The sequence below is a fragment of the bacterium genome (assembly GCA_035308905.1).
GTDB lineage: Bacteria > Sysuimicrobiota > Sysuimicrobiia > Sysuimicrobiales > Segetimicrobiaceae > DASSJF01.
Map to the genome: position 1 here is coordinate 1 of DATGFS010000051.1, position 25,067 is coordinate 25,067.

At 70.5% G+C, this 25,067-nt stretch carries 28 protein-coding genes; 3 read left to right on the forward strand and 25 right to left on the reverse strand.

Features of this window, described 5'->3' with window-relative positions; genetic code table 11:
• The 6 genes from VKT83_15980 to VKT83_16005 form a co-directional block, all read right to left on the reverse strand.
• A partial coding sequence (locus VKT83_15980; protein HLY23965.1) for an S-layer homology domain-containing protein occupies positions 1 to 351 on the reverse strand: 351 nt, incomplete at its 3' end.
• Positions 348 to 1,037: a hypothetical protein gene (locus VKT83_15985; GenBank protein ID HLY23966.1), complete on the reverse strand. Its 690-nt coding sequence runs from the start codon at positions 1,035 to 1,037 to the stop codon at positions 348 to 350. The genes VKT83_15985 and VKT83_15980, both read right to left, overlap by 4 nt.
• 83 nt (positions 1,038 to 1,120) lie before the next feature.
• Positions 1,121 to 2,596 (reverse strand): hypothetical protein, encoded by a 1,476-nt coding sequence (locus VKT83_15990; protein ID HLY23967.1) that lies wholly within the window; start codon positions 2,594 to 2,596, stop codon positions 1,121 to 1,123.
• Positions 2,597 to 2,686: 90 nt separating this feature from the next.
• Positions 2,687 to 4,117 (reverse strand): hypothetical protein, encoded by a 1,431-nt coding sequence (locus VKT83_15995; GenBank protein ID HLY23968.1) that lies wholly within the window; start codon positions 4,115 to 4,117, stop codon positions 2,687 to 2,689.
• A gap of 49 nt (positions 4,118 to 4,166) precedes the next feature.
• Positions 4,167 to 4,709 carry a sulfocyanin-like copper-binding protein gene (locus VKT83_16000; protein HLY23969.1) on the reverse strand — a complete coding sequence of 181 codons (543 nt, stop codon included), beginning with the start codon at positions 4,707 to 4,709 and terminating at the stop codon, positions 4,167 to 4,169.
• Between the two features lie 212 nt (positions 4,710 to 4,921).
• Entirely contained in the window at positions 4,922 to 6,364 is a 1,443-nt protein-coding gene (locus tag VKT83_16005; protein ID HLY23970.1) for a hypothetical protein, read from the reverse strand.
• Between the two features lie 192 nt (positions 6,365 to 6,556).
• On the opposite strand from VKT83_16005, the gene VKT83_16010 reads away from it, so the two are divergent.
• Together VKT83_16010 and VKT83_16015 are read left to right on the forward strand one after the other, a co-directional pair.
• Positions 6,557 to 7,258, forward strand: coding sequence for a response regulator transcription factor (locus tag VKT83_16010; protein HLY23971.1), 702 nt, complete (start codon positions 6,557 to 6,559; stop codon positions 7,256 to 7,258).
• 92 nt (positions 7,259 to 7,350) lie between these two features.
• On the forward strand, positions 7,351 to 8,298 hold the full coding sequence (locus VKT83_16015) for a sensor histidine kinase (GenBank protein HLY23972.1): 948 nt from the start codon (positions 7,351 to 7,353) through the stop codon (positions 8,296 to 8,298).
• Between the two features lie 21 nt (positions 8,299 to 8,319).
• On the opposite strand, the gene VKT83_16020 is transcribed toward VKT83_16015, so the two are convergent.
• From VKT83_16020 to tgt, 11 genes are all read right to left on the reverse strand, one after another.
• Positions 8,320 to 8,982, reverse strand: coding sequence for a heme exporter protein CcmB (locus tag VKT83_16020; GenBank protein ID HLY23973.1), 663 nt, complete (start codon positions 8,980 to 8,982; stop codon positions 8,320 to 8,322).
• Positions 8,979 to 9,722, reverse strand: a complete 744-nt coding sequence (ccmA, locus tag VKT83_16025; GenBank protein ID HLY23974.1) for a heme ABC exporter ATP-binding protein CcmA — start codon at positions 9,720 to 9,722, stop codon at positions 8,979 to 8,981. The genes VKT83_16020 and ccmA overlap by 4 nt, the downstream gene beginning before the upstream one ends.
• Before the next feature lie 13 nt (positions 9,723 to 9,735).
• Complete coding sequence (locus VKT83_16030) at positions 9,736 to 11,262, reverse strand: hypothetical protein (GenBank protein HLY23975.1); 1,527 nt, start codon at positions 11,260 to 11,262, stop codon at positions 9,736 to 9,738.
• A gap of 41 nt (positions 11,263 to 11,303) precedes the next feature.
• Positions 11,304 to 11,987, reverse strand: a complete 684-nt coding sequence (gene bshB1, locus VKT83_16035; protein ID HLY23976.1) for a bacillithiol biosynthesis deacetylase BshB1 — start codon at positions 11,985 to 11,987, stop codon at positions 11,304 to 11,306.
• The gene (locus VKT83_16040) at positions 11,969 to 12,712 is read right to left on the reverse strand and encodes a glycosyltransferase family 2 protein (GenBank protein HLY23977.1); all 744 of its coding nucleotides are present in this window, start codon (positions 12,710 to 12,712) and stop codon (positions 11,969 to 11,971) included. Before VKT83_16040 ends, bshB1 begins: the two co-directional genes overlap by 19 nt.
• A gap of 120 nt (positions 12,713 to 12,832) precedes the next feature.
• Positions 12,833 to 13,813, reverse strand: a complete 981-nt coding sequence (hemB, locus tag VKT83_16045; GenBank protein ID HLY23978.1) for a porphobilinogen synthase — start codon at positions 13,811 to 13,813, stop codon at positions 12,833 to 12,835.
• Positions 13,814 to 13,818: 5 nt separating this feature from the next.
• Positions 13,819 to 14,625 carry a uroporphyrinogen-III synthase gene (locus tag VKT83_16050; GenBank protein ID HLY23979.1) on the reverse strand — a complete coding sequence of 269 codons (807 nt, stop codon included), beginning with the start codon at positions 14,623 to 14,625 and terminating at the stop codon, positions 13,819 to 13,821.
• Positions 14,622 to 15,575 carry a hydroxymethylbilane synthase gene (hemC, locus tag VKT83_16055; GenBank protein HLY23980.1) on the reverse strand — a complete coding sequence of 318 codons (954 nt, stop codon included), beginning with the start codon at positions 15,573 to 15,575 and terminating at the stop codon, positions 14,622 to 14,624. The genes VKT83_16050 and hemC overlap by 4 nt, the downstream gene beginning before the upstream one ends.
• 388 nt (positions 15,576 to 15,963) lie before the next feature.
• Positions 15,964 to 16,680, reverse strand: a complete 717-nt coding sequence (locus VKT83_16060) for an HD domain-containing protein (GenBank protein HLY23981.1) — start codon at positions 16,678 to 16,680, stop codon at positions 15,964 to 15,966.
• 3 nt (positions 16,681 to 16,683) lie between these two features.
• Positions 16,684 to 16,968: a preprotein translocase subunit YajC gene (gene yajC / locus VKT83_16065; protein ID HLY23982.1), complete on the reverse strand. Its 285-nt coding sequence runs from the start codon at positions 16,966 to 16,968 to the stop codon at positions 16,684 to 16,686.
• 82 nt (positions 16,969 to 17,050) lie between these two features.
• Complete coding sequence (tgt, locus tag VKT83_16070; protein ID HLY23983.1) at positions 17,051 to 18,163, reverse strand: tRNA guanosine(34) transglycosylase Tgt; 1,113 nt, start codon at positions 18,161 to 18,163, stop codon at positions 17,051 to 17,053.
• A gap of 120 nt (positions 18,164 to 18,283) precedes the next feature.
• On the opposite strand from tgt, the gene VKT83_16075 reads away from it, so the two are divergent.
• The gene (locus VKT83_16075) at positions 18,284 to 18,841 is read left to right on the forward strand and encodes a hypothetical protein (GenBank protein HLY23984.1); all 558 of its coding nucleotides are present in this window, start codon (positions 18,284 to 18,286) and stop codon (positions 18,839 to 18,841) included.
• 95 nt (positions 18,842 to 18,936) lie between these two features.
• On the opposite strand, the gene queA is transcribed toward VKT83_16075, so the two are convergent.
• The 8 genes from queA to VKT83_16115 are packed head-to-tail and all read right to left on the reverse strand — an operon-like array spanning position 18,937 to position 25,051.
• A complete protein-coding gene (gene queA, locus VKT83_16080; protein HLY23985.1) occupies positions 18,937 to 19,962 on the reverse strand; it encodes a tRNA preQ1(34) S-adenosylmethionine ribosyltransferase-isomerase QueA in 1,026 nt (341 codons plus the stop codon).
• 33 nt (positions 19,963 to 19,995) lie between these two features.
• A complete protein-coding gene (locus VKT83_16085; protein ID HLY23986.1) occupies positions 19,996 to 21,189 on the reverse strand; it encodes a SpoIID/LytB domain-containing protein in 1,194 nt (397 codons plus the stop codon).
• A 44-nt stretch (positions 21,190 to 21,233) separates the two neighbouring features.
• Positions 21,234 to 21,449: a DUF2905 family protein gene (locus VKT83_16090; GenBank protein HLY23987.1), complete on the reverse strand. Its 216-nt coding sequence runs from the start codon at positions 21,447 to 21,449 to the stop codon at positions 21,234 to 21,236.
• Complete coding sequence (gene ruvB / locus VKT83_16095; GenBank protein HLY23988.1) at positions 21,446 to 22,519, reverse strand: Holliday junction branch migration DNA helicase RuvB; 1,074 nt, start codon at positions 22,517 to 22,519, stop codon at positions 21,446 to 21,448. The genes VKT83_16090 and ruvB overlap by 4 nt, the downstream gene beginning before the upstream one ends.
• The gene (ruvA, locus tag VKT83_16100; GenBank protein ID HLY23989.1) at positions 22,516 to 23,172 is read right to left on the reverse strand and encodes a Holliday junction branch migration protein RuvA; all 657 of its coding nucleotides are present in this window, start codon (positions 23,170 to 23,172) and stop codon (positions 22,516 to 22,518) included. Before ruvA ends, ruvB begins: the two co-directional genes overlap by 4 nt.
• Positions 23,169 to 23,807, reverse strand: a complete 639-nt coding sequence (locus VKT83_16105; GenBank protein HLY23990.1) for a crossover junction endodeoxyribonuclease RuvC — start codon at positions 23,805 to 23,807, stop codon at positions 23,169 to 23,171. The genes ruvA and VKT83_16105 overlap by 4 nt, the downstream gene beginning before the upstream one ends.
• A gap of 23 nt (positions 23,808 to 23,830) precedes the next feature.
• The gene (locus VKT83_16110; protein ID HLY23991.1) at positions 23,831 to 24,292 is read right to left on the reverse strand and encodes a DinB family protein; all 462 of its coding nucleotides are present in this window, start codon (positions 24,290 to 24,292) and stop codon (positions 23,831 to 23,833) included.
• A gap of 24 nt (positions 24,293 to 24,316) precedes the next feature.
• The gene (locus VKT83_16115; protein HLY23992.1) at positions 24,317 to 25,051 is read right to left on the reverse strand and encodes a YebC/PmpR family DNA-binding transcriptional regulator; all 735 of its coding nucleotides are present in this window, start codon (positions 25,049 to 25,051) and stop codon (positions 24,317 to 24,319) included.
• Positions 25,052 to 25,067: the final 16 nt, after the last annotated feature.

Genomic DNA, 25,067 nt, shown 5'->3' on the forward strand with positions numbered 1-25,067 from the left:
CACCCGTACGCCCAGCGCCGCCAGTTCGGCCCGAAACTCGTTGATCAGCCGCTGCAGCGCTTCCAGATCCGCCCGGGTCACCTGTGGCGCCGGCGCCGGTGCCGGAATCTGAATGCTCTCGATCCGCGCCAGTAACCGCGCCACCACCATCGCCATTTCGTACCGCGTCATGGCGCGGTCGCCCTTGAAGGTCCCGTCGGGATATCCCTCGACCAGGCCCTTCGCCGCGAGCTCAGCGATCGCGTCGTATGCCCAGTGGTTCGTAGGCACATCGGCGAACGGCTGCGCAAACGCGGGGGCGACCATCGCGAACATGACCACGGTCGCGACGGCGAGCGCGAGATATCTCATGCCGCCCATTCCCCTCCGGTTTGCGCCGCCACAGGGCGGCGGCGCAGCGCGACGACCAGGCCGCAGGCGAGGGCCACGGCGAGAATGCCCGCGGTGACTTCAGGCCACCCGCCGTCCGACGCCGCCAGGCCGTCGAGACGGACCGAGATCGCGTCCCCGGGGCGCACGGGTCCGGCCGACCACCGGACGTAGCGGCGGCCCCGCTCCGTGACGACGCCGCCGCGCAGGCCCGTTCCCGACGCGCGGATGCCGCGTTCCGGCAGGAGCATCTCCACGTCGTTCGCTCCGTACGGCAGGATCCAGCGCACCGTGGCCGTGGCGCCGCGCGGCTCGAAGACAAAGGCGTACGCCATCTCGCCCGCGGCGAAGAGCGGCGGGACACCGTCCACGATCACCCCGTTCACGACCCGTGGGCGGCGCCATCCGCTGACGAAGTCGACCGGCTCCACGCGGCGGGGACGAGGCGCCACCTCGGGCAGCGGAAACAGCAGGCGGTCCCGCTCTCGTCCCAAGATGACGTGATCCGGCTCCGTGGCCAGCCGCTGGATCACGCTTACGCGCAGCGCGCCGCCGTCGGATTCGACGACCATGAACGCGACCGTCCCGGTGACAGGCAGCAATTCCCCCCCGGCCTCGGAGACCGTCGCAGCCGGGTTCGCCCGGGCCGCCGGCACAACCGCGACCACGAGTGCGCCCCCTATAAGAATGAGAGCTGCGCGGACGCCTCGTCCCGAACGCCGCGTCCGCCCGGCCGAGGGCGACGCCGCGGTCACGGCGCTATCACCACGGCCAGCCGAAAGATTGGCAGCGCGTACCCGAGCGCGAGCCCCGGACCGTCGTCGAGAACCGTCAGGTGCGGCACCTGATAGGTCAGGACCGTGCGGTCCTTGCCTTCGTAGATCATGGGGTAGAGATCGATCAGATGCACCCCGGGCCCGCCCGTGGCCGTCAGGTAAATCGTCACGTCGCCCCGGCTGTTGAATCCGCAGGCGTAGCCCTCATAGGCGTTGTCGTAGGTTACCGCCACGCCGTTGTCGAGCTCGGTCCACCCGATGCCCCTGATTTCCACCTTGAAACGCTCGCCGGGCTTGACTCGCGCGGGCGCCACGGCGACCAGGCTGCGTTGGACGAAGTACGGCGTCGAGGCGACGACCTTTCCGTCTTGCACCAGCTGGATCATGTGCCAGCCGCCCAAATCGTCCGGCACCGCCAGCCGCTGGGCCAATGAGCCGTCGGGCTTGACGGTGGCCGTCGCAAGCTTGTTGGTGATCACCGGCGACATCCCGGTCATCCGGTTGCCGGCTCCCATCGTCGCCCACACGACGTCCGCCGGGCCGCCCCCGCGCAGTCCCTTCGCACTGAGGTCGATCCGCGAGAGAATCGGACCGGCGCCTGGGGTGGCAGTGACCGACACGCCGGGCGCCGGGTCGGACGTCGGCACCATCGCGCGCGCGGCGGCCTGAGACAGCCGGGCCACGCGCGCCGGCGCCGGCCAGTCCAGGCGGTTCGGCGGAACGGCGCCGCCGGCCGTGACGGTAAACGTCCAGGTCCGGTCGATGCAGAGATGAAGGATCGTGCATCCGGCCCCCTGCTGCGGATTGAGATACGGCGTGCCGGCCGAGGCGACGTCAAATTGAACCACGTGCGGGCCCGGACCGCCGGCGGCCCGGAAGCGCGCATGCGCTGCGCCTCGCGTCGTCACCGCGGACACGAATCCGAGGTAACGGTTGTCGTAGCGGATCGCCGACGTGCTCCAGGGCGCCGGGGCCATCCCGTGCACGGCGACGTCGATCGGCGTCCCGACCGGCCCGCTCGTCGGCGTCATCGTCGCGCCGAAGTCCACGTGGAAGTCCGACTGGGCGATCTGGCGGCCGTCGAGGACGGCCGCGACCTGATGCGGGCCCCAGAGATCCTCGGGCGCCGTGAACCCGACGGCCACCCGGCCCTGCGCATCCGCCACGGCCCGGCCGAGGAGCACCGGCGCCGGTTGGTAGTCGACGCCGGAGTACGTCACCATGCCTTTCGCGGCGTTGGTGCGAAACTTCCCGTCTTCGGACAGCCACCCGATCGCCAGCTGCGCGCCGGGCGAGAAGCCGATGCCCGTCAGCCGGACCGCCGTGCCGGGCAGGCCGTGCACGGGTGACAGCGTAATCGACGGCTCCGCGGCCGCCTGCGCCCCAGGCATCCCGGGCCCCACCGCCAAGACGGTCAGGAGTGCCATCACGATCCATCGAACTCCGTGCATCGCCGTCCCCCCCCGGGCAAGCGCCCTCTTATAGTGAGGAGCCAGTCGACTGGCGACTGGCTCCCCGGCTACGACCGATGTTCTGCGCCGCTAGAACGACCACCACGTGTAGAAGAGCAGCATGTCGTTGTCGCCGGCGTTGCGCCCCTTGCCGTCGTAGTTCGTCGTGCCGCCGTTGAATTCCAAGAAATACTGGTATTGGAGCCCGACGCGGACGTTGTACCAGGGGAACCCCTTGCCGGTGTTGTTGGCGAACGGCGTCCAGTTGACCTCCGCGATGATCGACTGCGTATCGGGGCTGTGCGCCGCGCTGCCGGTGAGGCTCCCGGTCGGGTAGAGCTTCGTGTCGGAGCTGCCGGAGATTGCATTGTAGGCCAAGGTGGCCCCGTACGTGTTGTTCCAGTAGTATGCCGCGGCAACGCGGAACTGGTTGAGGGTGTCCGACCGGTTCGACGTCTTGCCCGCGTTGAACGACGCGGTGCGGTCCTGGTCCTCATGCAGATAGTTCGCGGTCACGGCCAGCGTATTGGCGCCGAAGGTGCGCTGGTAAATGAGATCGACACCCCAGTCGCGATACTCATTTTGCGCAAGCGGGTTGGCGATGCCGGAGACCTTGTTCAACGGCGCGTCGAAGTACAGCGCGCCGACCTCGAGAAAATTCGTCGCCCACGTGCGCTGCCAGGCGAGCCGGAAGTAAGGCGCGCTGCCGTTGATAAACCCGACGGCGGGATTGCTCCGGCCGAGCAGCGTCAGATCGTCCGTGCTGTAGGTCTGGTACTCTCCGATCTGCGCGTAAATGCTGTTGTCGAAGAACGCGTAGAGGCTGGCCCCGACCACGTTCGAGCCGAGCGAGTTGATGATGGGCCGCGCGATCGGCGCGACGGCGTTGGTGGGCCCGAAGTACGGAAAGAAGTATCGGGCCCCGTCGCCGGAGTCCCGGCTTCCGTAGAGGGCGTTGTCGTACGGATCGCCCTGGGTCGTCTTGTTGTTCAGGTCGAATCCCAGCAGGAGCGAGTGGCCGCCCTTCAGCGCGATCGGCTTGGTGAGTTTGAGGTCCGACGGCCCCTGCCCGATGTAGGTGGGCCGCCGCGCGACGAGGCCGTCGCCCAGGTTGATGTAGATCTTTTCGAGCACGCCAGCGCCCCACGCCCCCTTGCCGTAGGTGCGGCCGGTCGCGATGATGAAATTGGCGCAGCCCGGGGTGACGAAGTTGTTGGCGCCGTATCCGACCGGCGCCGTCGGCCGATCCTTGGCGAGGCCGGTATAGCTCGGCATGAAGTTGACATTGAACGGCATGCGCGACCAGGGACCGGTTCCGCCGCCCAGCGTGTAGCCGTTGACCTTGAACGACATGCCGAACGGTGTCAGTTCTGGACCGAAGCCGCCGACGTGACAGGCGCTGCACGGAGCGCCTGTCTGCCCGGCGAAGCTGGGCACCGCGTCGGCCGGTGAGATCCACAACATCGCGAGCCCGACCGCCAGCGTTCCCAGACCCGCCGCACGCGCAACACCGCGAACCACAGTCTACTCCCCCTGTCCGGCGCCCGCCGGAGTGTTGGAAGGAACGGTCTTACTTGACTGTGATGGTCGCCGCGCCGGACGGCGTCACGCTTGGTTCGGTGGCCGTCGCGGATACGACGAGCGCGTCCCACTGGCCGGAAATCGCGTGCCCCGGCACGCCGCACACGAGCTCGTACGTCCCGGGCTTACTCGCCTCGAACGTGAAGGTCAGCTGTTGGCCTTTGGCGCTGCCCGCGGCGAAGTTCGGGGTCGTCGCGCCGGCAAACGCCGGGCTGGACGGCGGCGCCACCTGCGTGTGGGCGCCGGACGCCAGCACGGCCAGGCTGTGGTTCGTCGTATCGGCGTTCTCGAAACGCACGAGCACCTGCCAGCCCGCAGGAACCGTGATCGTCATTGCGCCGCGCTGGTAGCCGTTGAACGCAAAGCCGCCGTTCGCCGTCTTGTTGGCGGTGATCGTGATCTCGGCCGTATGCGTCGCCGCGTGCAGCAGCGGCGTCCCGAGGACCAGCGCACCCGCCGCCACGAGAGACAGCACAACGAGTCCCCAGCGCAGCGCGCGCCCGGCCCGTGCGATCTTCTGTTGCTGCTTCAAGGATCACCTCGGCACAGATATGGCATCGTGAGGCAAGGCCACCGGCAATCATCATACGGACGTGGCGGCGGGCGCGATATCGGATGAAACACCGATCCCTTATCGGTCTCTCGACCGATAAGACACACATCGGCTGTGCCGCGGGCCCCGCCCCACGCGAAGAGGCCGGTGAACGTCCCACCGGCCTCTCGATCGGTCCCCGCCCCACCGGTCTAGAACGAGAACATGGTGTACAGGAGCAGCTCGTTGTTGTCGGCGGCATTGCGGCCGTGCCCGTCGTAGTTGGTCGTCCCGCCGTTGAATTCCAGGTAGTACCGGTACTGAAGCCCGACCCGGTAGTTCAGCCACGGGAAGCCCTTCCCGGTGTTGTTGCCGTTGGGCGCCCAGTTGATTTCGCCGATGATCACCTGGGTTTCTGGGCTGTGGGCCGCGCTACCCGTCAGCGCCGTCCCGGGATACAGCTTGGTGTCCGTGCTGCCGAAGATCCCGTTGTACGCCAGGACCGCCCCGTATGTCGCGTTCCAGTCGTAGAGGGCGGCGACCCGGAACTGGTTCAGGAAGTCGCTCGGATTCGACGTCTTCCCGGCCCCGAACGACGCGGTACGGTCCTGGTCTTCGTGCAGGATGTTGGCCAGCACCGTCAGCGTGTTCCGCCCGAACGTCCGGTTGTAGGTCAGATCGAGGCCGTAGTCGCGGAACTCGTTTTGCGACGCTGGGTTCGCGATACCCGGAATCTGGTTGAGGGGCGCGTCCAGGTACAGCGCGCCAACCTCCAGGTACTGGGTCCCCCACGTGCGCTGCCAGGCGACGCGGAAGTACGGCGCGTTGCCGTTGACAAACCCGATGGTCGGCGGCGATGTCTTCCCGAGCGTGGTGATCGTGTACGGGGCAAACGTCTGAATGATCCCGGCCTGCACGTACAGGCTGTTGTTCCAGAACGCGTAGACGCTGGCCCCGAAGTTGGACGTGCCGAGCGAGCTGAGCATCACGCTCGCATTGCCGCTCACGGCGTTCGTGCCGAGGAAGCTCAGCGGGAAACTGTAGCCGTACAGCGCGTCGTCCCAGGGGTCGCCCATGGTCGCCTTGTTGTTCAGATCCAGGCCGAGCAGCAGCGGCTTCCCGCCCACCGTGATCGGCCTCGTGAACTTGAAGTCGGAGGGAGCTTCGGAGAACTTGATGTTGCCGGGGCCGGTGGGAAGGCTCATCCACATCTTGCCGATGCCGCCGATGCCCCACGAGTCCTTGTCAAACGTGCGCCCCGCCGCGAAGAGAAACGACGCGCACCCCGGCGTCACGAAGTTGTTGGGCCCATAGTTCGTGGGCGCCGTCGGCCGATCTTTGCCCAGGTTGACGAACGACGGATTGAACTGAACGTTGAACGGCATGTGCGACCACGGCCCGCTGCCGCCGCCCATCGTGTAGCCGTTCAGTTTGAACGAGATCCCGAACGGCGTGAGCAGCGGCCCAAACCCTCCGAGGTGACAGGCGCTGCACGGCGCGCCCGTCTGGCCCGAGAAGCTCGGCAGCGCCTCCGCGGGGGGGATCCACCACGCCGCCAGCGCGATCGCGAGAGCCCCAAGAAAAGCCGCGCGGCGGGCGGCCCAGGGACGTACTGCTCGGTCCGGCGGCGTACACTTCGGTGACGGTTGCATCACGAGGCGCATCATGGTGAAGATGATAGGAAAGCCAACGATTCGCTCCATCCGTGGAATTACGGAGGCCGCATCCGGAAAAATGCGGAGGCAATCCCCGGCCCGATGTTCGGGCGGAGACCCGAGGACGGTATCGGTGGTGCATCCGATACCGGGCTCGGGGATGAGCCTTTACGATAGGCGCAGGTGAGGCCCGTGCAGACCCGGTCTGGGACGGCGCTTATTCGCGTGCTCGTCGTGGACGACCACCCCGTATTCCGCGAAGGGACCCGCCGCATTCTGGAAGCGCTTCCCGACATCCGCGTTGTCGGCGAGGCCGCGGACGGGACGGAGGCCGTCCAACTCGCGGACGTGCTGCGGCCCGACGTCGTCATTCTCGATATCCGGCTTCCGGGGCTGAACGGCGTGGAGGCCACACGCCGAATCGTCCATATGGCTTCCGATACCCACGTGCTCGTGTTGACCGCCTATGACGACGACGGGTACGTCGCGGCGCTCATGAACGCGGGGGCGCTCGGCTACCTGCTGAAGAGCGTCTCCGGTGCCGAGCTCGCCGAGGCCGTGCGGACGGTCAGCCGGGGTATGCCGGTGCTGCACCCGGTGATCGCCCGCAAGGTGGCGCGCTACTGGGCGCAGTCCACCGATCCGGCCAGGCCGGGGGTCACCACGATCACCTCGCGAGAAGTGGAGGTGCTGGATCTGGTCGCGCAGGGCCTCCACAACAAGGAGGTCGCCGAACGGCTCGGGCTCAGCACGCGAACCATCGAAACGCACCTCGAGCACATCTTCGCCAAACTCGGGGTGTCGTCTCGCACCGAGGCCGTGACGCTTGCGCTGACCCGCCACCTGCTGCACACCGACAGCACGCCGGATCCAAACGCCGGCGGCACGCCATGACCGCCGGCGCCGCAGCCGCTCCGGCGCCGGCAGCCGTTTGCGACCGGTTGCGGGTGCCAATCCGGGACTGCCGATTCTGGACGATCCAGGCATTGGTTCTGCTCATCGCGGCGGCGGACTTCGCGGCTGACGTTCTCCTCGCGCAGAACGCCGCGGTGAGCGTCGTCATCGTCACCCTGTTCTTCATTCCGGTGACGTACGCCGCCGTTGCGTTCGATTTCTGGCGGGCCACCATCACCGCCGTCTGGTGCGTGGTCGTAGATGTGCCGATCATGCTGGTTCAGCATCGTGGAGCGCCGGAACTCGAACAGATGTTTCTCCTCGCCGCCATCGTCGGCGCCGGCATGTACGTGGCGTATTGGGTGGACCGAGAAGCCGCGGCGCGGGCCGCCCTTCGACTGTACGCGCGCGCCGTCGTACGCGGACAGGAAGATGAACGCCGGCGGCTGGCCCACGACCTGCACGACGAGACCATCCAGGAGTTGATGATCCACTGCAGGCAGCTCGACGAGTTGAACCACGCGATGAGGGCGCACGGAGCGGACGCGACGGCCAGCGTGCGGGACGCCCGCGACTCCGCCGAGCGCATCGTACAGGAGCTCAGGGAGCGGATTCGCGCGCTGCGTCCCGCGGTGCTGGATGATCTGGGACTGGCGGCCGCTATCGAGCAAATCGTCGGCCGCTACCGGCAAGAGACCGGCGCAACCGGCGAGTTTCGTGTACACGGCGCCGCGCGCCGGCTTTCCGCCGAGACGGAGGTCGGCCTGTTCCGCATCGCGCAGGAGGCCGTCCGGAACGCGGAGCGGCACGCCCGGGCGACCCGTCTGCACGTCGATCTGGGATTCGACGCCGGTCAGGTACGGCTGCGCGTCATAGACGACGGCGCCGGCTTCGTCCTCGACGGGAACCGTGGATTGGCCGCCGACGGACATTTCGGCCTGCTCGGGATGCGGGAGCGGGCCCATCTCCTGGATGGAAGCCTGGACATCCGCACGAGTCCCCGCGGGGGAACCCAGATCACTGTCGCGGTTCCCGGATAACGGCCGGCCCGCCCCCGTCCCTCACTCGTCGACGACGTATTCGAACAGCCACACGCCCAGCACCAGCACGATCACGTCGAACGCCGCGAGAAAGCCGGCGGGCCCGAGGATCGCGCCAAACGGCGCGCCTTCGAGCGCCGCGCTCACGCCGGACAGCGAGACCACGATCGCGGGCAGGGTGACCGGCACCAGGAGAATCGGAAGCAGGACCTCGCGCAGACGCGTCGCCGCCGCCATCGCCCCGAGCAGCGTGCCCGTCGCCGCAAACCCCACGCCGCCGAGTCCGAGCGGGAGTGCCACCCCGGCGATCCGCCGGCCGAGATCCGGCGTGACGAGCACCGTCTCCGCGAGCACGATCACGGCCATGACCAGGAGGGTGAGCAGCAGATTCGCGGCGGCCTTGGCCAGGAACAGCGTGCCGCGGCCCACCGGGGACAGCAGCACGCCGGAGAACGCCTGACGGTCCTGCTCCAGCGCCTGCGAGCGCGCCAGGCCGAGCGTTGCCGCGAAGACGACGGTGATCCAGAGAATGGCCGCGGTGACGGCCGGGGCCGGGGCGCTGCCGACCGCGACGCCCTGCACCACCAGGGCAAGAAACGCGACGAGGCTCATCGACGTCACGAGCTCGCGCGTGCGCAGCTCCGCCAGCACGTCTTTCCAGATGAGCGCCGCCGCGGCCCTCATCGCCCGCGATACCAGGCGTCGACCGCCGCGGCGTCGAGACCGGCGAGCGGGAGCGGCGGGCCGAGGCGTCCGCCGCCGAGCACTCGCGCCTCACCGCCGATCCGCACCGCCTCCGCGGACTGATGCGTGGCCAGCACCACCGTCCCGCCGTCCCCGCGAAACCGGTCGAGGTGCGCGGCGAGCTGCGAGGCGGCGTCCGGATCGAGGCCGGCGAACGGCTCGTCGAGGATCAAGACGGCCGGCTGATGCAGGATGGCGCGCGCCACGGCCGCGCGCTGGCTGAGCCCCCGGGAGAGCCGGGCGGCGACGGTCTCGCGGTACCCGGCGAGACCGAGCAGCGCGCAGACCTCGTCGATCCGGGGGCGCGGCGCGGCGAGATCGTACAGCGCCGCGAACAGGCGGAGATTTTCGGCCACCGTCAGGCCGCCGTAGAGCATCGGCTCGTGCCCGACGTAGCCGATGCGGCGCCGCGCGCGCGGATCGGTGAAGAGCTCCTCGCCGCCGACGAGGACGGTCCCCCGCTGGGGGCGCAGCAGTCCGGCGAGCGCGCGCAGGAGCGTCGACTTACCGGAGCCGTTCGGCCCGAAGACGGCGAGGGCGCCGCCGGCGGGGACTTCCAGGGAGACGCCCCGCAGCACCCGCTCGCGGCCGAAGCCGCGCCAGACGTCGCGGGCGGCGACCGCCGCGTGGGCCGCCGGGGAGGCCGACGCGGCGGCGGAGTCCTCGGCGGCGGCCTTCACGTTCGCGCGCGCGTCAAGAACGGCCGAGATCCGGCACGAGCGCCGCGACCTCGTTCGGGTCGAACAGGAAGAACGGGTAGCCGCGGAACTCGACCACGTCCTCGGCCGGCGGCTGGGCGTTGAGGGCCGCGAGCTGCGCTTCGGCGCGGGCGATCTCGGGCGCTAGCGTCCTGGCCAGCAGGGCGTTCGTTTCCCGGATCCGCTGCGTCGCCGCGCGCCGCTCGCGGCCCGGGCGCATCGTCTCGACCTCGCGAATCAACCGCCATTTCTCGTCGACGAGGTGCCGCTCCGCCTCCCCGGCCGCGGCAAGGTGCCGGTCGGGGTTGTGCCGGAGATCCATGAGGCGGCGCTCGAGCGTGTGGCGCTCCCGCGCGGGATCGCGCTCCCCGCCGAGCGGCAGGTGCAGCGTCGCGGTGGCGACCGCGTAGGGCGCGAGCCCCGCGGTGAACAGCCGCTGCGCGAGCGGATCCGTCACGCGGTCGTACCGGCCTCCGCCGACGCCGTGGATGAAGAGATCGCCGAGGCACAGCCGCGTAAACAGCGTGAGCATGAGCGCCTTGGGCCGCACCGCCACGCCCGAACCGGCGAACATCTCGACACCGCCGGGACCGGCCGGAATCGTCGCCAGCGGACGCTCCGCGGAACCGAGCACCAGGCGGCCGCCCTCGCGCGAGGCGTACAAGTCCATCCGGCGGCCGCCGTGGAGAATCCAAAACGGCGTCTCCGTTCGGCCGCCGGCCTCGACGAGGTTCGGGAACGGATTGGCGGCGGAGCGCACGCGGTGCGCGCGCCGGTAGTCGTCCAGGCAGCCGTTGTAGGCGTCGCGCAGTCCGCGCGGGTCCTGCAAGAGGTGCAGCGCGAACGCCTCAAACTCCGGCGTGGACGCGAGCGTTGACACGTTCATGTCGAGATACCGCGGCGCGCCGGCCCGAGCCTCGTACGCCCGCCGCAGACCGTCGAGATACGCGGCCAGCGTTGCGGCGCTCCGGCGGACCGCCGGCTCGGCGGCCGCGAACGCGGCGAACCGGTCGAGCAGGTCGGGCATCCCGAGGGTCTCGAGGTCGCCGCGCACCGCGGCCGCGAACCCGGCCCACGCATCCGGCGGGGGCACGGCTGCCGACTCGAGCGGCACGTCATCGGCGAGCGGGACCAGCGTCCGGGTCGCCCGCCCGAGGCCGTCGCGTCCCGTGGGCACGCTCGCGGAAATCGCGCCCGTCGCGTCCGAGTCGACGACGCAGTGAATGCCGGCCGCCCCGTTGATTCCGCACACCTTGCTCAACAAGAAGTACTTGATCCAGACGCCCGGGTGAAAGAAGACCGGCTGGTGTCCCATCAGGACGAACGGCCGGTCCGCGTCCGGCGCCCCCACGAGCTTCGCTGCGCGCTCCCGGGTCCGCCGGCGAAAGTCGCGCAGCGGCACGCCGAGGACGGCCCCGCCGGCGCCCGGATCGTGCACCTTGACCAGCGACGGCAGGCGCTCCGGAGGCGGGACGATCAGGGTCTCGCCGGAGCGCTCCGGGATCGCGTAGTCCGTCTCCACTGCCGGGGAGTCCGGGGCCGGGCCGCCCCGCGCGGACGGGCTCACAGCACGTCCCCGAGGCTCGCCACGCCGATCGGCTCTTTGGTCGCGAACGGCTCGCCGTACGGGCGGCGGATCCGGCTGCCCCAATACGCGGCGACGGACCGGATCGTGTCGAGGATGCCGAGGTTGTTGCGCTCCTCGTTGAACTGCGAGCGGTAGCATGCCACGGCCTCGAGTTTGCGTTCGATGTGCTCGGAGATGTCGACGATAAACGCGGGGACGACCTGCAGCCGGTAGTGCGTACAGAAGTAGTGCACAATGCGGTCCGGATAATGCGGCGCCCCGCGCATGTCGGTCCGCGTCAGCTTGGCGTAGAAGCGGGCCGCCTCGCCGAGACGTTCCGCCGCCAGATGATCCGGATGGGCGTCCACCCAGTAGGGAATGCACAGCAGGTCCGGCCGGACCTCGCGGATCACCTCGGCCACCGCCACGCGATTCTCCACCGTGTCCATGAGGTACCGGTTCGGCAGCGGCAGCGTGATCCGGCGCTCGACGCCGAGAAGGCGGGCGGCGGCCCCGCTCTCGGCGCGCCGGCGCTCCGGCGATCCCATCGGCGTCGGCTCGCCGTCCGTCAGATCGAGCAGCGTGACGGTCTCGCCGCGGGCCACGAGTGATGCGACCGTCCCGCCCATCCCGATCTCGGCGTCGTCCGGGTGCGCGCCGATTACGAGGACGTTCGCCACCGGCTGACCTCCCGGTCGATGATCGTGAGATAGTAGGTGCGCCGCGCCTGCGGGTCGTCGAGCCCGCCCCAGAACCGCCGCTCCGGATTCTTGTAGATGCGCGGCACCGGGATTTCCGCAACCGTGAGCCCGAGCCGCGCGGCCTGCAGCCACACCTGCAGCGGCAGCCCGTAGCTTGGCTCGTCGAGACGCATGCGCGCCAGACCCGTGACGCGGTACGCTTTGAACCCGCACCACGCGTCGGTAAGCCGGAAGCCCGTGAGCTCGTTGACGATCCGCGTGATCTCTTCGTTGAGCCGCTGCCGGTCCGGCGGCGCGGGATCATCCTGGGCCCCCGGCGCCTCCGGATGATAGCGGCTGCCGGAAACGATGTCAAACCGGCGTGCCGCCGCGAGAAACTCCGGGATCAGCCGCGGCTCGTGCTGGCGGTCGCAGTCGATCGTGACGGCGATGTCGAACTCGCCGTCGACCGCGTAGCGAAACCCATCGATCAGCGACTGGCCGTAGCCTTCATTCACCGCGTGCGTCAGCACGTGGACGTCCGCGAGGCGCGCTTCCGCCGCGGCGAGGATTGCCGCCGAGCCGTCGGTCGAGCCGTCGTTGACGACGACGATGCGCGCGGCCGTGTGGCGGCGCACCTCGTCCAGCACCTCGGCGAGCGTCGCCGCCTCGTTGTAGAGCGGCATCACAACGACGGCGCGCGGCGGTCTCGGTGTCTCGGTCATAGGCTAAGGGGTGCAACGACGGCGGGACGCCGGCTATGCCCCGCCGGGATCAGCCGCGTTCGGGGCGCCACCCGCCGGGGATCGCCTGGACGCGCCCGCGACGAGATGCCGGCGTCGTCGCTAGCCTCGTCGCAGACGTTCCGCGGCGGGGCGGGCGAAGTACGTGAGAATCAGATCGGCGCCGGCCCGGCGAATCGCCGTCAGCACTTCGAACATCGCCTGGGTCTCGTCGAGCCAGCCGTTCGCGGCCGCGGCCTTCAACATCGCGTACTCGCCGCTCACGTGATACGCGGCCGTCGGCATCCCAAACGTCGCTTTGACCCGGCTGAGCACGTCGAGGTAGGGCAGCGCGGGCTTGACCATCACGATGTCCGCGCCCTCCTCGATGTCGCTTTGGACCTCGCGGAGCGCCTCCGCGGCGTTGGCCGGGTCGAGCTGGTAGGCGCGCCGGTCGCCGAAGCGCGGCGCGCTTTCCGCGGCGTGCCGGAACGGCTCGAAAAACGCGGACGCGTACTTGGCCGCGTAGGCGAGCACCCCCACATCGGCGCGGCCCGCGGCGTCGAGCGCGCGGCGAACCGTCCCGACCTGGCCGTCCATCATGCCGGACGGCGCGACGAGATCCGCTCCCGCGTCCGCGTACGACAGCGCGATCCGCGCGTAGGCCTCGAGGGTCGCGTCGTTGTCGACGGCGCCGTCCCGGACGACGCCGCAGTGTCCGTGTGAGGTGTACTCGCAGAGGCACAGGTCGGGAATGAGCACGAGCCGGTCGGCGAGCTCGCCGCGCAGCCGGCGCAGCGTCTGCTGGACGATCCCTTCGGCGTCCCACGCGGGGGTCCCGGCCTCATCCTTGCGCGCGGGAATCCCGAATAACATCACCGCGGGCACGCCCGCCTCGGCCAGGGCGCCGCACTCTTCGACGACGCTCGTCATCGTGTGCTGGAGCTGTCCCGGCATCGCCGCGATCGGCGCGGGCCGCGACTGGCCCTCCTTTACGAACAGCGGCGCGATGAAGTCCGCCGGGGCGAGCGCCGTCTCGCGCACCATCTCGCGAAGGCGCTCGGTGCGCCGGAGGCGCCGGAACCGCCGATCGGGAAACCCCATGCCGCTCACCGTCCTCCGGAAGTCACGGCGGGCCCCGGGCGCGGGCTGAGGGCGGCGCGCAGCGCGTCGACGAGGCCGGCCAGCGTGTAGGTCGTCGCAACCACGCCGACGCGCAGGCCCGCCGCGCGCGCCGTCGCGGCCGTGACCGGACCGATGCACGCCACGAGCACCCCCCCGAGCGCCCGGCGCACGTCCGGACCGGCGAGCTGCAGAAAATAGCGTACCGTGGACGAGCTCGTGAACGTCATCGCGTCGATGCGCCCCGCGCGGACGGCCTCGAGCACCGCCGGCGCGGGCGCGTCGTCCGCCTCGGTGCGGTACGCCGACACGACGTCCACCGCGGCGCCGAGCGCGCGGAGCCCTTCCGGCAGCACGTCGCGCGCGACGGCCGCGCGCGGCAGCAGGATGTGCACGCCGCGTAGATCGTGGCGGCCGAACGCCGCGACGAGCGCCTCGGCGCGGAACTCCCCGGGTGACAGGACCGCCCGCAGGCCGTGGTCGCGGAGCGCTTCGTCGGTGCCGGGCCCGATGACCGCGAGACGCGCGCCGCCGAGCGCCTGGGCCGTCGCGCCGAGGGCGGTCAGCCGCTCGATGACGGCGGCGACGCCGTTCCGGCTCGTGAACACGACCCAGCCGTAGTCGCCGATCCGCCGCAGCGCGGCGTCGAGCGGTGCGTAATCGGCGGCGGGCACGATCCGGATCGTCGGAAATTCGAGGACCTCGGCGCCCTCGGCCTCGAGGAGCCGCCGCAGCCGGCCGTCCTCGCGGGGCCGGGTGACCACGATCCGGCGGCCGCCGAGCGCGCCGCTCACGGCATCTGCCTGACGGGCTCCCGCGCGGGGGACGCCGCCCGGTCGCCGGTGATGTCGGGCGAGTCGGCGAACACGCGATCCGCCACAGAGAGACCGAGCCACCGCGCCGCGCCGACCGGCGCCGTCGCACGGTGCCGGCGGACGACGCGTCCGTCCTCGGTCGCCAGCAGGCCTTCCAGAATGACGCGGTCGCGGTCGACCGTCGCGAGCGCGCCGGCCGGCGCGCGGCATCCGCTGCCGAGCCGGGCGACGAAGGCGCGCTCCGCGGTCACGGCCTCGTGGGCCGCAGAATCGTCGACCAGGCGCACGAGGTCGAGGACGGCCGGGTCGTCACGGCGCGCCTCCACGGCCAGCGCCCCCTGCGCCGGTGCGGGCAGCATCACATCGGGCTCGAGCCATTCCGAGACCCGGTCCTCCCACCCCATCCGCACCAGTCCGGCGGCGGCGATGCAGAGCGCGTCCGCGTCCCCGCGGTCGAGCTTCTGCAGGCGCGTATCGAGGTTCCCGCGGATCGACACGATGACGAGATCCGGACGGCGGGCCCGCAGCTGCGCGGCGCGCCGGAGACTGCTCGTCGCGACCCGCGCGCCGGCGGGCAGGCCGGCGAGGGATTCTCCGCGGCGCGAGACGAGCACGTCGCGCGGATCGGCGCGGGTCATCACCGCGCCGAGGCAGAGGCCCGGATGCAGCGCCGTCGGGAGGTCTTTCGCACTGTGCACCGCGACGTCGCACCGGCGCCCGGCGACCGCCGCCTCGAGCTCTTTGGCAAAGAAGCCGATGCCCTCGAGCTGCTCGAGGGGCACGTCGGAAGCGCGATCTCCCGCGGAGTGAATGATGACCGTCTCGACGGCGACCGCGGGCTCGCGCGCCCGAAGGGCGTCGGCGAAGATCTGCGTCTGCCGCAGGCTCAGCCGGCTTCCGCGCGTGCCGACACGCAGTGTCCTGGCCATCGAAAGCGTCGCGGCGCCGGCCTTGCGGCCGGCCTAGCGGCGGCCCCTTTTGCCGGATCGCTTCCGGGACGCGGGACGGCCCGACGCTCGATGGCCCGCGCGGCGTGAGACAGCCTTCGCCCGGGCTGCCCCCGCGGCCCGGCGGCTTCCCGAGGCGGGACGGCGGCGCGGCGCGCCGGCGGCCGCCGCGGCGCGCCGGGCTCCCCTTGCGGGACGTGCGGCAGTACCTCCTGCCGGCTCGAACGCGCGCGCGTCGTACCACGCCCACCGGTAGGTCGTGGGGCAACGCAGGTACACGGGCCCGTCGGCCCGCTTCGCGACCTCATGAGACACGTCGCAGAAGATGCAGCGGTAGAGTATGCCTGCCATTCCCGTCCCCCTCCCCTGTCTAAAGCAGCTTGGTGCCGTTCATCTGCAGCCTGAACTGACAGTGCAGCCACTGCGCCGCCCGGCGGCACATCGCCATGCGGGGCAGGAAGATCTCGAAGTACTCCATCACCTGCGAGATCCGGGTATCGATCGTGAGCTCGAGCGTCACGCTGCGCGCCGGGGCGTCCACGCGCAGGAACGAGTGCTCGACGGCGTAGTTCACCCGATCGTGGATGTCGAACGTGGTCGGGTCGGGGTTGCGCACGCGGGTCCGGTGCACGTCCGACTTGTCGGCGATGATCAGCGCCGCGCACACGTCGCTCACGGGCTCGCCGGTCAGTTCCTCGTGGTTGCCGATCGCCCCCATCACCACCGCCATGTCCAGCGGGTCCATTCCGAGCCGCGTCAGGATGCGGCTCGCCAGCAGCGCGCCGGTGGCCTCGTGGCCCACGCGGCCCACGAGGTTGCCGATGTCGTGCAGGTATCCGGCGATCGCCGCGAGCTGGACCAGGCGCTCGTCGTCGTCGAGGCGTCGCAGGATGTTGCCGGCGATGTTGGAGACCAGCGTGGCGTGCCTGAAGCCGTGCTCCGTATAGCCGATCGCCCCGGTATACTCGTTGGCCTTCGTCAGATAGGCTTCGACCTCGGAGTCGCGCTTCACGTCGTCGAGGACGATCGGCCGCCGCCCCGGGGCGCTGGGGACCGCCGGGCCCGCGCCCGGCGCCGGTTCCGGCATGCCCTAGGAGCCGGCCGCCGCGCCCTTGTTGACGACGGACTGCACCGCCGTCCGGTCCGCCTGCACGCGCACGTTCTGCGCCAGTTCGAGCAGGACCCGGTTGTCCCTGAGCTCCACGATCACGCCGTACAGTCCTCCACGCGTCAGCACCCGATCGCCTTTCTTGAGGCGCCCCAGCATCTCGCGGTGGCGGCGCTGCTGCGTCTGCTGGGGGCGGATCGCGATGAAATAGAAGACCGCAAAGATGACCACCAACGGCATCAACTGCGCGATCTGCTGGCTGGTCACCCCCGAGGCCTCCCCTGCTGCGGTTCCGACGGCGCGCGACACGCCTTCTGCGGTTCGCCGGGCCTTCCCTGTCTGACCTATCCTACCATGCGGTCTTATAGCGGGCGAGCGCCGCCTCGCTCCACGCCGCGAACCGGTCTTCGAGAATCGAGTCGCGCATTGCCGCGACGAGACGCGCCATGAACGCGATGTTGTGAAGGCTCACTAGGCGCGGCCCGAGCATCTCCCCGGCCTTGAACAGATGGCGAAGGTACGCGCGCGTGTACCCGCGGCACGCCGGGCACGGGCAGCCGTCCTCGAGCGGCGTGAGATCGGCCGCGTGCGCCGCGTTGTGCAGCTGCAGGCGTCCGTCCGCGGTGAGGGCGACGCCCGTCCGCCCGACGCGCGTCGGAAGCACGCAGTCGAACATATCGACCCCGCGCCGCACCGCTTCGACGCTGCTCGGCGGCACGCCGACCCCCATCAGGTACCGGGGCAGATCCGAGGGGAGCCGCCCCGTCACCGCGGCCAGCAGGTCATACGTCATCGTGCGCGGCTCGCCGACCGACAGTCCACCGATCGCGTAGCCGGCGAACTCGAGGCCGGCGATCTCGTCCGCCGCGCGGCGGCGCGATCCCGCGTCGAACCCGCCCTGGACGATCCCGAACAGCGCCTGATCGGGCCGCCGGTGGGCGTCCCGAGACCGGCGGGCCCATACGGCGGTCCGGCGTTCGGCCTCCTCTACGGCGGAGGGGGGCGCCGGGTAGCCGAGGCAGACGTCGAGCGGCATGATGATGTCCGCGCCCAGCCGTCCCTCCAGATCGACCACGCTCTCCGGCGTTAGGTGGATCTCGCGCCCTTCGACGGGAGACCGGAACGTCACGCCTTCGTCGGAGACCCGGCGCAGATGGGCGAGGCTGAACACCTGGTAGCCGCCGCTGTCCGTAAGGATCGGCCCGTCCCAATGCATGAACCGGTGCAGGCCGCCGGCCCGCTCGATCAGGTCGATCCCCGGCCGCAGCATCAAATGGAAAGTGTTCGCGAGCACGATCTGCGCCCCGGCGCCGCGGACTTCTTCGGGCGTGAGGCCGCGGACCGTGCCGTGCGTGCCGACCGGCATGAAGGCCGGGGTCTCGACGGGACCGTGCGGCGTGTGGAGCAGGCCGGCGCGCGCGCCCGTCGCGGAATCGGTGTGCACGACCTCGAACCGGAACATCGCGCGTGGAAGTATAGCATCTCTCGCCCATCTCGAATTTGCGGCGGGGAGCTTCGGCCGCTTGAGCCGGTCCGCTCCGTCCGTTAGAATCGCGTCGGGCGAGGCAGTATGACTCGCGTCATGATCGGGGAGCGTGCGATGGCCGACGAGATGAGCCGTGAGGAGAAGATCGCCGCCGCGAAAGCCAAAGCGGAGGCGATGAAGGCGCAGCGCGCGGCCCAGGCCGCAACACCCGGCGCGTCTGGCTCCCCGGCCGCTCCCGCCGGTCCGTCGGCGCCCGCGGCGCCCGGTGGCGCGGCGCCCGCGGCGGCGCGTCCCGCCGCCCCCGCCAAGCCCGCGCCCGCCACCCCTGCCCTCGCCACCTCCGACAATCCCGGCGGACAACCCGTCGTCGCGCCGCAGAACGCGAAGATCCAGGCGCTCGGCACGATCAACCAGAGCGTCGAGCTGCGGGCCGACGCTACGGAGGACCAAAACATCCGCCGGCTGCTCGGCGGCATCGGCGCCTATCGCAACCCGCTCCGCAACGCCTGGCAGGTGGACTACCGGTACTATGCCGAGGCGGTCAAGCGGCTCACCGCGGCGGGCTACCAGATCGAAGGCAAGGATTACCTCGGACGGTCGCTCGAACAGTGGGCGCCGGCGCGCCGAGGATGGACGCGGATTGCCCCGAAGTAAGGCGACCGCGACGGCGGGAGCTGTCGCAACCGGCGCGTCGTCGGGGCCGTTCCTTCAGCGGCGGCTGAGATCCGAACCGTGATCGCGCCCCGGTATCAGAGGATCAGCATCGCGTCTCCAAAGCTGTAGAACCGGTACCTCAGGCGGATCGCTTCCGCGTAGGCGGCGAGGATCCGCTCGCGCCCGGCGAAGGCACTCACGAGCATCAACAGCGTCGTCCGCGGGAGATGGAAGTTCGTGATCAGCGCGTCCGTCGCGCGGAAGCGGAACCCGGGCGTGATGAACAGCCCGGTGCTGCCCCCTCCCGCCGTGACCGTCCCCGCGTCGCCCGCGATCGACTCGAGCGTCCGCACCACCGTCGTGCCGACGACGACCACCCGGCCGCCCGCCGCCCGCGCGCCGTTGATCGCCGCCGCCGCCTCCGCGCTCAGCTCGTAGTCCTCGGCCTCCATCCGGTGCCGCGTCACGTCGTCGACCTCGACGCCGCGGAAGGTGCCGAGTCCGACGTGCAGCGTCACGAACGCGACGCGCACGCCGCGCGAGCGGACCGCATCGAGCAGCGCCGGCGTGAAGTGGAGACCCGCCGTCGGGGCGGCGACCGCCCCCTCGCGCTCGGCGTACACGGTCTGGTAATCCGCGGGATCGTCGAGCGGCCGTTCGATGTACGGCGGTACCGGGAGCTCCCCGGCCCGTTCCAGCGCCGCTCGAAGATCGCCCGCATGATGCAGCGTAACAAGGCGCGTACCCTGCTCGGTCGGTTCGCCGATCGTGACCTCAATCGCCCCGCCGCCGAAGGAGAGGCGCGTTCCGGGCCGGAGACGCTTTCCGGGCCGCACCAGCGCTTCCCAGCGGCCGTCCGCGGGCTTCAATAGAAGAACCTCGACCGCGCCGCCCGTCGCCCGTCGGCCCCGCAGCCGGACCGGCAGCACCTTCGTGTCGTTCAGCACCAGCGCGTCGCCGGGGCGAAGATACTCGGGGAGATCCCGAAAGATGCGGTGCTCGAGCGCGCCGGTGTCCCGGCGCAGCACCAGGAGACGCGAACTGTCGCGGGGGCGGGCCGGCGCCTGCGCGATGAGCTCGCGCGGGAGATCGTAATCGAAATCGGGGAGCCGGAGGCTCAGAGGCCGAACGCCTCGTCCGTCGCCGATGGGCGTCTAGTAGCGCGGTTCGATCGCCACGCCCGTGTAGTAGTACTTGAGGATCTGTTCGAACGTGAAGCCGTGAACCGCCATCGCGCGCGCCCCCCACTGGTCGAGACCGACGCCGTGGCCGGACCCCCGCCCGGTGAAGCCGGCCGCCGCGCCCTGCCGCGCGACGGTGAACATCGTGCTGCGCAGCACGCTCGCGCCGACAAGGAGGCGGAACCGGTTCGCGTTCATCTCCTGGGCCCGCCCGTCGCGGCCCCGCAGCAGCACCGTGACGACGCGGCCCCACGGCGTAACGCGGCCCGGAGCGACCTCGTCGAGGCCGGTGAGATCCGCGCCTCCGCGGCGGAGAGCGGCCTCGATCCCCGCCAGCGGCAGCATGGTGCTCCAGGCCACGCCGGGCGCGTCCAGCGCGTACGGATCCGGCACCCCCCGCAGGTATGGGTACAGCGTGCCCCACACGTTCTCGCTATCCTCGGTATGGCCGCCTGAGTTCGAGTGGTAGGCCGCGAAGATCGGCCGGCCGTCGTAGGTGAGGACGAGCCCACGGGTCGCGTCCACCGCCGCCGTCGCGGCCGGATCCTCGACCCCGGCGCCGAGGTAGACCTGCGCGTCCGTTGTCGCCGGAAGATCGAAGCCGGCATCCGCGGGCGAGGCGCCCTGGGCGGTTGGGTGCGCGACCATCCGCTGCACCGCGAGTGTGCGGGCGGCCACCGCCTGCGCGCGGACGGCCTCCGGCGGCCAGCGCGGGTCCACCTCGCCTTTGATCACCCCGTACAAATAGGACTCGAGGTCGAGGACGTTCACGACCGTGACCTGACCCGCGGGCGTGCGCCGCAGCTCGAGCGCCCCGCGATACGGGCGCCCGTCCGCCCGCAGCAGACCGTGTTGCGCCGTCAGACGGACGGCCGGACCCAAGGGGGTGCCGGAGAGATCGAGTCCGGCGCTGCCGCCGGCGGTCGCGATCCAGGCCGTGCCGCCCGGCGGCTGCGGCAGCACAACCGGTACAGGCGCCGTAAGCATCGACACCGACACATCTTCGGCGGTGACCGGACCGTCCGCGCTGATTTGGACCGAGGGACGATCGACCAGGATGCCGACGCGGATAACGAGCGATTCGGTCCCGCCCGCGGGCAGGAGGCCGGGCGAGGCCGCCGCCGCACAGCACCCCACGACGCCGGCGAGGGCGCCAGCCAGGATCACCCGGAGCGGCCGTCGCCGCCGCCCCCGCGGCCGGAGCGCGCCGTTCATCGCCTGGCGAAGAGGAGGTTGAGAAGCAGCGTGAGGATGAGACTCACGAGCACGCTGCCGAGGACCGGAACGTACAGCGTGAATCCCTTTCGCTGGATGTAGATGTCGCCGGGGAGCCGGGGCAGCATCCCCAGCAGCACAATCGCACCTCCCATAATGACGAGGAGGATGCCGAGTCCGATCAGCAGCCGGCCGATGGACGCGGGCGTCACGAGAACAGCGCCCCCTGGCCGCGCGGGGCCGGCCCATGGTCCGCCGACGCGGCGAGTCCCAGATGGTCGCAGGCCTGCGGTGTGACGCGCCGGCCCGACGGCGTTCTCGTCAGAAAGCCGATCTTCAGGAGGTAGGGCTCGATCATCTCGACGATGCTGTCGACCTCTTCGTTGAGCGTCGCCGCGAGCGCGTCCACGCCGACCGGGCCGCCGCCGTAGACCTGGACGACGGTGCGCAGCAGCTCGCGGTCCTGCGCGTCGAGCCCGATCGGATCCACGCCCTCGAACTCGAGCGCCTCCTTGGCGACCTCAAGCGTGATCGTGCCCTCGGCGCGGACCTGGGCGTAGTCGCGCACCCGGCGCAGCAGCCGGTTCGCGATCCGCGGCGTCCCGCGCGACCGGCGCGCGATCTCCTCCGCGCCGTCGTCGGCGACCGTGACGGCCAGGATGGACGCCGACCGGCGCACGACCTTGGCGAGGTCATCGACCGGATAGAAGTCGAGGTGCTGCGTGATGCCGAAGCGGTCGCGCAGCGGCGACGAGAGCAGGCCCGCGCGGGTCGTCGCGCCGACCAGCGTGAACGGCCGCAGCGTGTAGCGCAGCGTGCGCGCGTGCGCGCCCTTCTCGATCACGAAGTTGACGCAGAAATCCTCCATCGCGGGATAAAGAAACTCCTCGACCGTCCGCGGCAGCCGGTGGATCTCGTCGATGAACAGTACGTCGCCGGCGTCGAGGTTGGTGAGGATCCCCATGAGGTCGCCGCCCCGCTCGAGCGCGGGCCCCGAGGTGGTGACGATCTTCGTTTTCATCTCGGCGGCGATGACGTTGGCGAACGTCGTCTTGCCGAGGCCCGGCGGCCCGTGCAGCAGCACGTGATCGAGCGCTTCGCCCCTGTCGCGGGCCGCCCGGATGCTGATGGAAAGCCCCGTGATGACGCGGGCCTGTCCGATGCACTCCTCGAGACGCTTCGGCCGGAGGCTGCGGATGAACTGCTCGTCCTCGACGGCCCCCCGCTCGGGCGGCGGCTCGCCGCCCCCGCCCGCCGGCCCGATGGTGCGCTCCCGCGTCATGCGGGCGAGCCCGTCTTCGCGGACCGGTCCGATCCGCGCTCCACGCGGTAGACTTCCTGCAAGAGCGCTTCCGCGGACGCGATCGCGCCGTTCCGCCGCAGCGCGTCGGCCACCATGCGCCGGGCCTCGGCGGCGCGATAGCCGAGCTGCCGCGTCAGCACGTCGACGACTTCGTCCTGGAAGTCCGCAGGCGCGGCCTCAGGCTCCGCGGGCGCGTCCGTGCGGAGGAGCGCGTACTTGCCCATTTTCCCGTGCAGCGCCGCGACGATCTTCTCCGCGGTGCGCGCGCCGACGCCCGGCAGCTTCTGCAGAAAGCCGATATCCTTGCGCTCCACGGCGTCGGCCACCCGCTCGATCGGATGCGCCAGCGCCTTCATCGCCTTCGTCGGCCCGACGCCGTCGACGGTAATGAACCGCTCGAAGAACTCCTGCTCGACCTCGCGTAGAAATCCCACCAGCAGCGGACGCGGCTGGTTCGTGCTGACGTGGTACGAGATATGCAGCTCCACGGTCTCGTCGAGACGGTGCGGATCGGCGCGCAGCAGGTCGCGCAGGAACGCCGGGAGGTGGACCTCGTAGCCGACGCCGGCGCAGTCGATGACCAGCATCTCCTCGGTACGGCGCATCACCCGGCCGCGCAGCAGCGCGATCATGCCGGCGTCCTCAGCGGCACGCCGCGGCGGGAGAGCGCCACCAAGGCCAGCGCCAGCGCGTCGCCGACGTGGCTGACCGGCTCCCGGTCGAGAGTCAGCAGCGCGCGCACCATCCGCTGGATCTGGCGCTTGTCGGCGCGCCCGGAGGTGACGAGGGCGCGCTTCACCGCGGCCGGGGGAATCGTCTCCACGGGGATGCGCCGCTCAGAGGCGGCGACGCTGATCACGCCGCAGACATGGCCGATGAGAATGCCGGTGCGGGGAAAGGCGGGATGCGCGAAGACGTCTTCGAGCGCGATCGCGCCGGGCCGCCACTCCGCGAGGACTTCGCGGAGCCCGACGTAGAGCTCCGCCAGGCGCTCGCTCAGCGGCGCGCGGGGGTCGGTGCGGATCACCCCGGCCTCGGCGACGCGAAGCGCGGGCCCGGCCGTCTCGATCATACCGTAACCCGTCAGATGAAGTCCTGGATCGAGGCCGAGCATCCGCACAACGCCGCCGCGCCGAGGAGGCACAACGGCTCCGCGGCCCCCTGCCGGCCGGCGAGGCTGGGAAGCGAACACGAACCGGTGTTCGCCGGTGGCACCGGCCTTCCTGCGCGGGCTCGGCACGCCCGGCCGGCCTCCGGACGCCCCCATGACACGAAGCCCGCCCCGAGGGGTCAGCGAGCCGCGAAAACCGGCTTGATCCCCGCGATCCGAAGATAGATGGACAGTTGCCCGTTGTGGTAGAAGGTGTGCGGCACCGCAAACCCGACCACGACGCCCTGCGGCAGCTTGGCGCCCCACGGCGTCTCGACGATCTTGGCCGCTTCCTGATCCGTGAGCTTGGCCAATCCCGCGACGTAGCGCTCCCCACCCTGGCGGACCGCATCCAGGACCTGCGCCCTCGAGCGGAAGTTATCCGGCGGGAACGCGGTGACGCGCTCCCACACGGTCTTGCCGATGTTATCGCTAAACATGACCGACGTGTTCGCGAGGTGCAGTGCGATCTCGCGGAACGACCGGGTGTCCAAGCCCTCGGGCTTGTCGTCCAGGCGTCCCTCGGGCATCAACTCGACGTTCTGCTGAACGGCGGTCCAGATCGCGCGGAATCCTGGTTCGATCGTCTCCCGTACCCCCATAAGGGACACCCCCGTCTGTAATGGTCAGCCGACCTGCTGCAGTACCTCGTCCGGGATATCGAAATTGGCGTAGACGTGCTGCACGTCGTCGTGGTCCTCAAGCGCCTCCATGAGCCGCAGCACCTGCTGCGCCTCCTTGCCGCTCACCGGTACGGACGACTTCGGCACCATCGTGATCTCGGCCAGCGTCGGCTTCCAGCCGGCCTCCTCGAGCGCGCGCCGCACCTTCATAAAGTCCTCCGGCGCCGTCGTGATCTCGTACTCGCCGTCCGTCGTCTTGATGTCCTCCGCGTCGATCGCCCGCGTGATGACCTCGTCCTCCGACGCGACCGTGCGGGGCAGCGTGATGAGCCCCTTCTTCTCGAACATCCACGCGACCGACGCGCCCATCGCACCGCCGGCCTTGGTCAAGATGTTGCGGACCTCGGAGGCGGTGCGGTTCTTATTGTCCGTGGCGACCTGCACGAGGAGCGCGACGCCGGCGGGCCCCATGCCCTCGTAGGTCATCTCTTCGTACACGGCGCCGTCGCCGCCGCCCGCCCCACGCGCCACCGCCCGCTGAATATTGTCGTTCGGCATGCTCGCTTCGCGGGCGCGCTCGATCGCAGACCGGAGGCGCATGTTGTTGGCCGGGTCGCCGCCGCCGTCTTTCGCGGCGATGATGATCTCCCGCGCGAGCTTGCTGAAAATCTTGCCGCGCTGCTGGTCCACCTTGCCCTTCTTGATCTTGATGTTGTGCCACTTGGAATGTCCTGACACGGCGAGCCCCCTAAGG

Coding starts and splice junctions, on each gene's coding strand:
- VKT83_15990 (HLY23967.1), bottom strand. CDS start 2,596: ATGCACGGAGTTCGATGGATCGTGATGGCACTCCTGACCGTCTTGGCG.
- VKT83_16020 (HLY23973.1), bottom strand. CDS start 8,982: ATGAGGGCCGCGGCGGCGCTCATCTGGAAAGACGTGCTGGCGGAGCTG.
- VKT83_16040 (HLY23977.1), bottom strand. CDS start 12,712: ATGACCGAGACACCGAGACCGCCGCGCGCCGTCGTTGTGATGCCGCTC.
- hemB (HLY23978.1), bottom strand. CDS start 13,813: ATGGGGTTTCCCGATCGGCGGTTCCGGCGCCTCCGGCGCACCGAGCGC.
- hemC (HLY23980.1), bottom strand. CDS start 15,575: ATGGCCAGGACACTGCGTGTCGGCACGCGCGGAAGCCGGCTGAGCCTG.
- VKT83_16060 (HLY23981.1), bottom strand. CDS start 16,680: ATGCCGGAACCGGCGCCGGGCGCGGGCCCGGCGGTCCCCAGCGCCCCG.
- tgt (HLY23983.1), bottom strand. CDS start 18,163: ATGTTCCGGTTCGAGGTCGTGCACACCGATTCCGCGACGGGCGCGCGC.
- VKT83_16075 (HLY23984.1), top strand. CDS start 18,284: ATGATCGGGGAGCGTGCGATGGCCGACGAGATGAGCCGTGAGGAGAAG.
- ruvB (HLY23988.1), bottom strand. CDS start 22,519: ATGACGCGGGAGCGCACCATCGGGCCGGCGGGCGGGGGCGGCGAGCCG.
- ruvA (HLY23989.1), bottom strand. CDS start 23,172: ATGATCGCGCTGCTGCGCGGCCGGGTGATGCGCCGTACCGAGGAGATG.
- VKT83_16105 (HLY23990.1), bottom strand. CDS start 23,807: ATGGGGGCGTCCGGAGGCCGGCCGGGCGTGCCGAGCCCGCGCAGGAAG.
- VKT83_16110 (HLY23991.1), bottom strand. CDS start 24,292: ATGGGGGTACGGGAGACGATCGAACCAGGATTCCGCGCGATCTGGACC.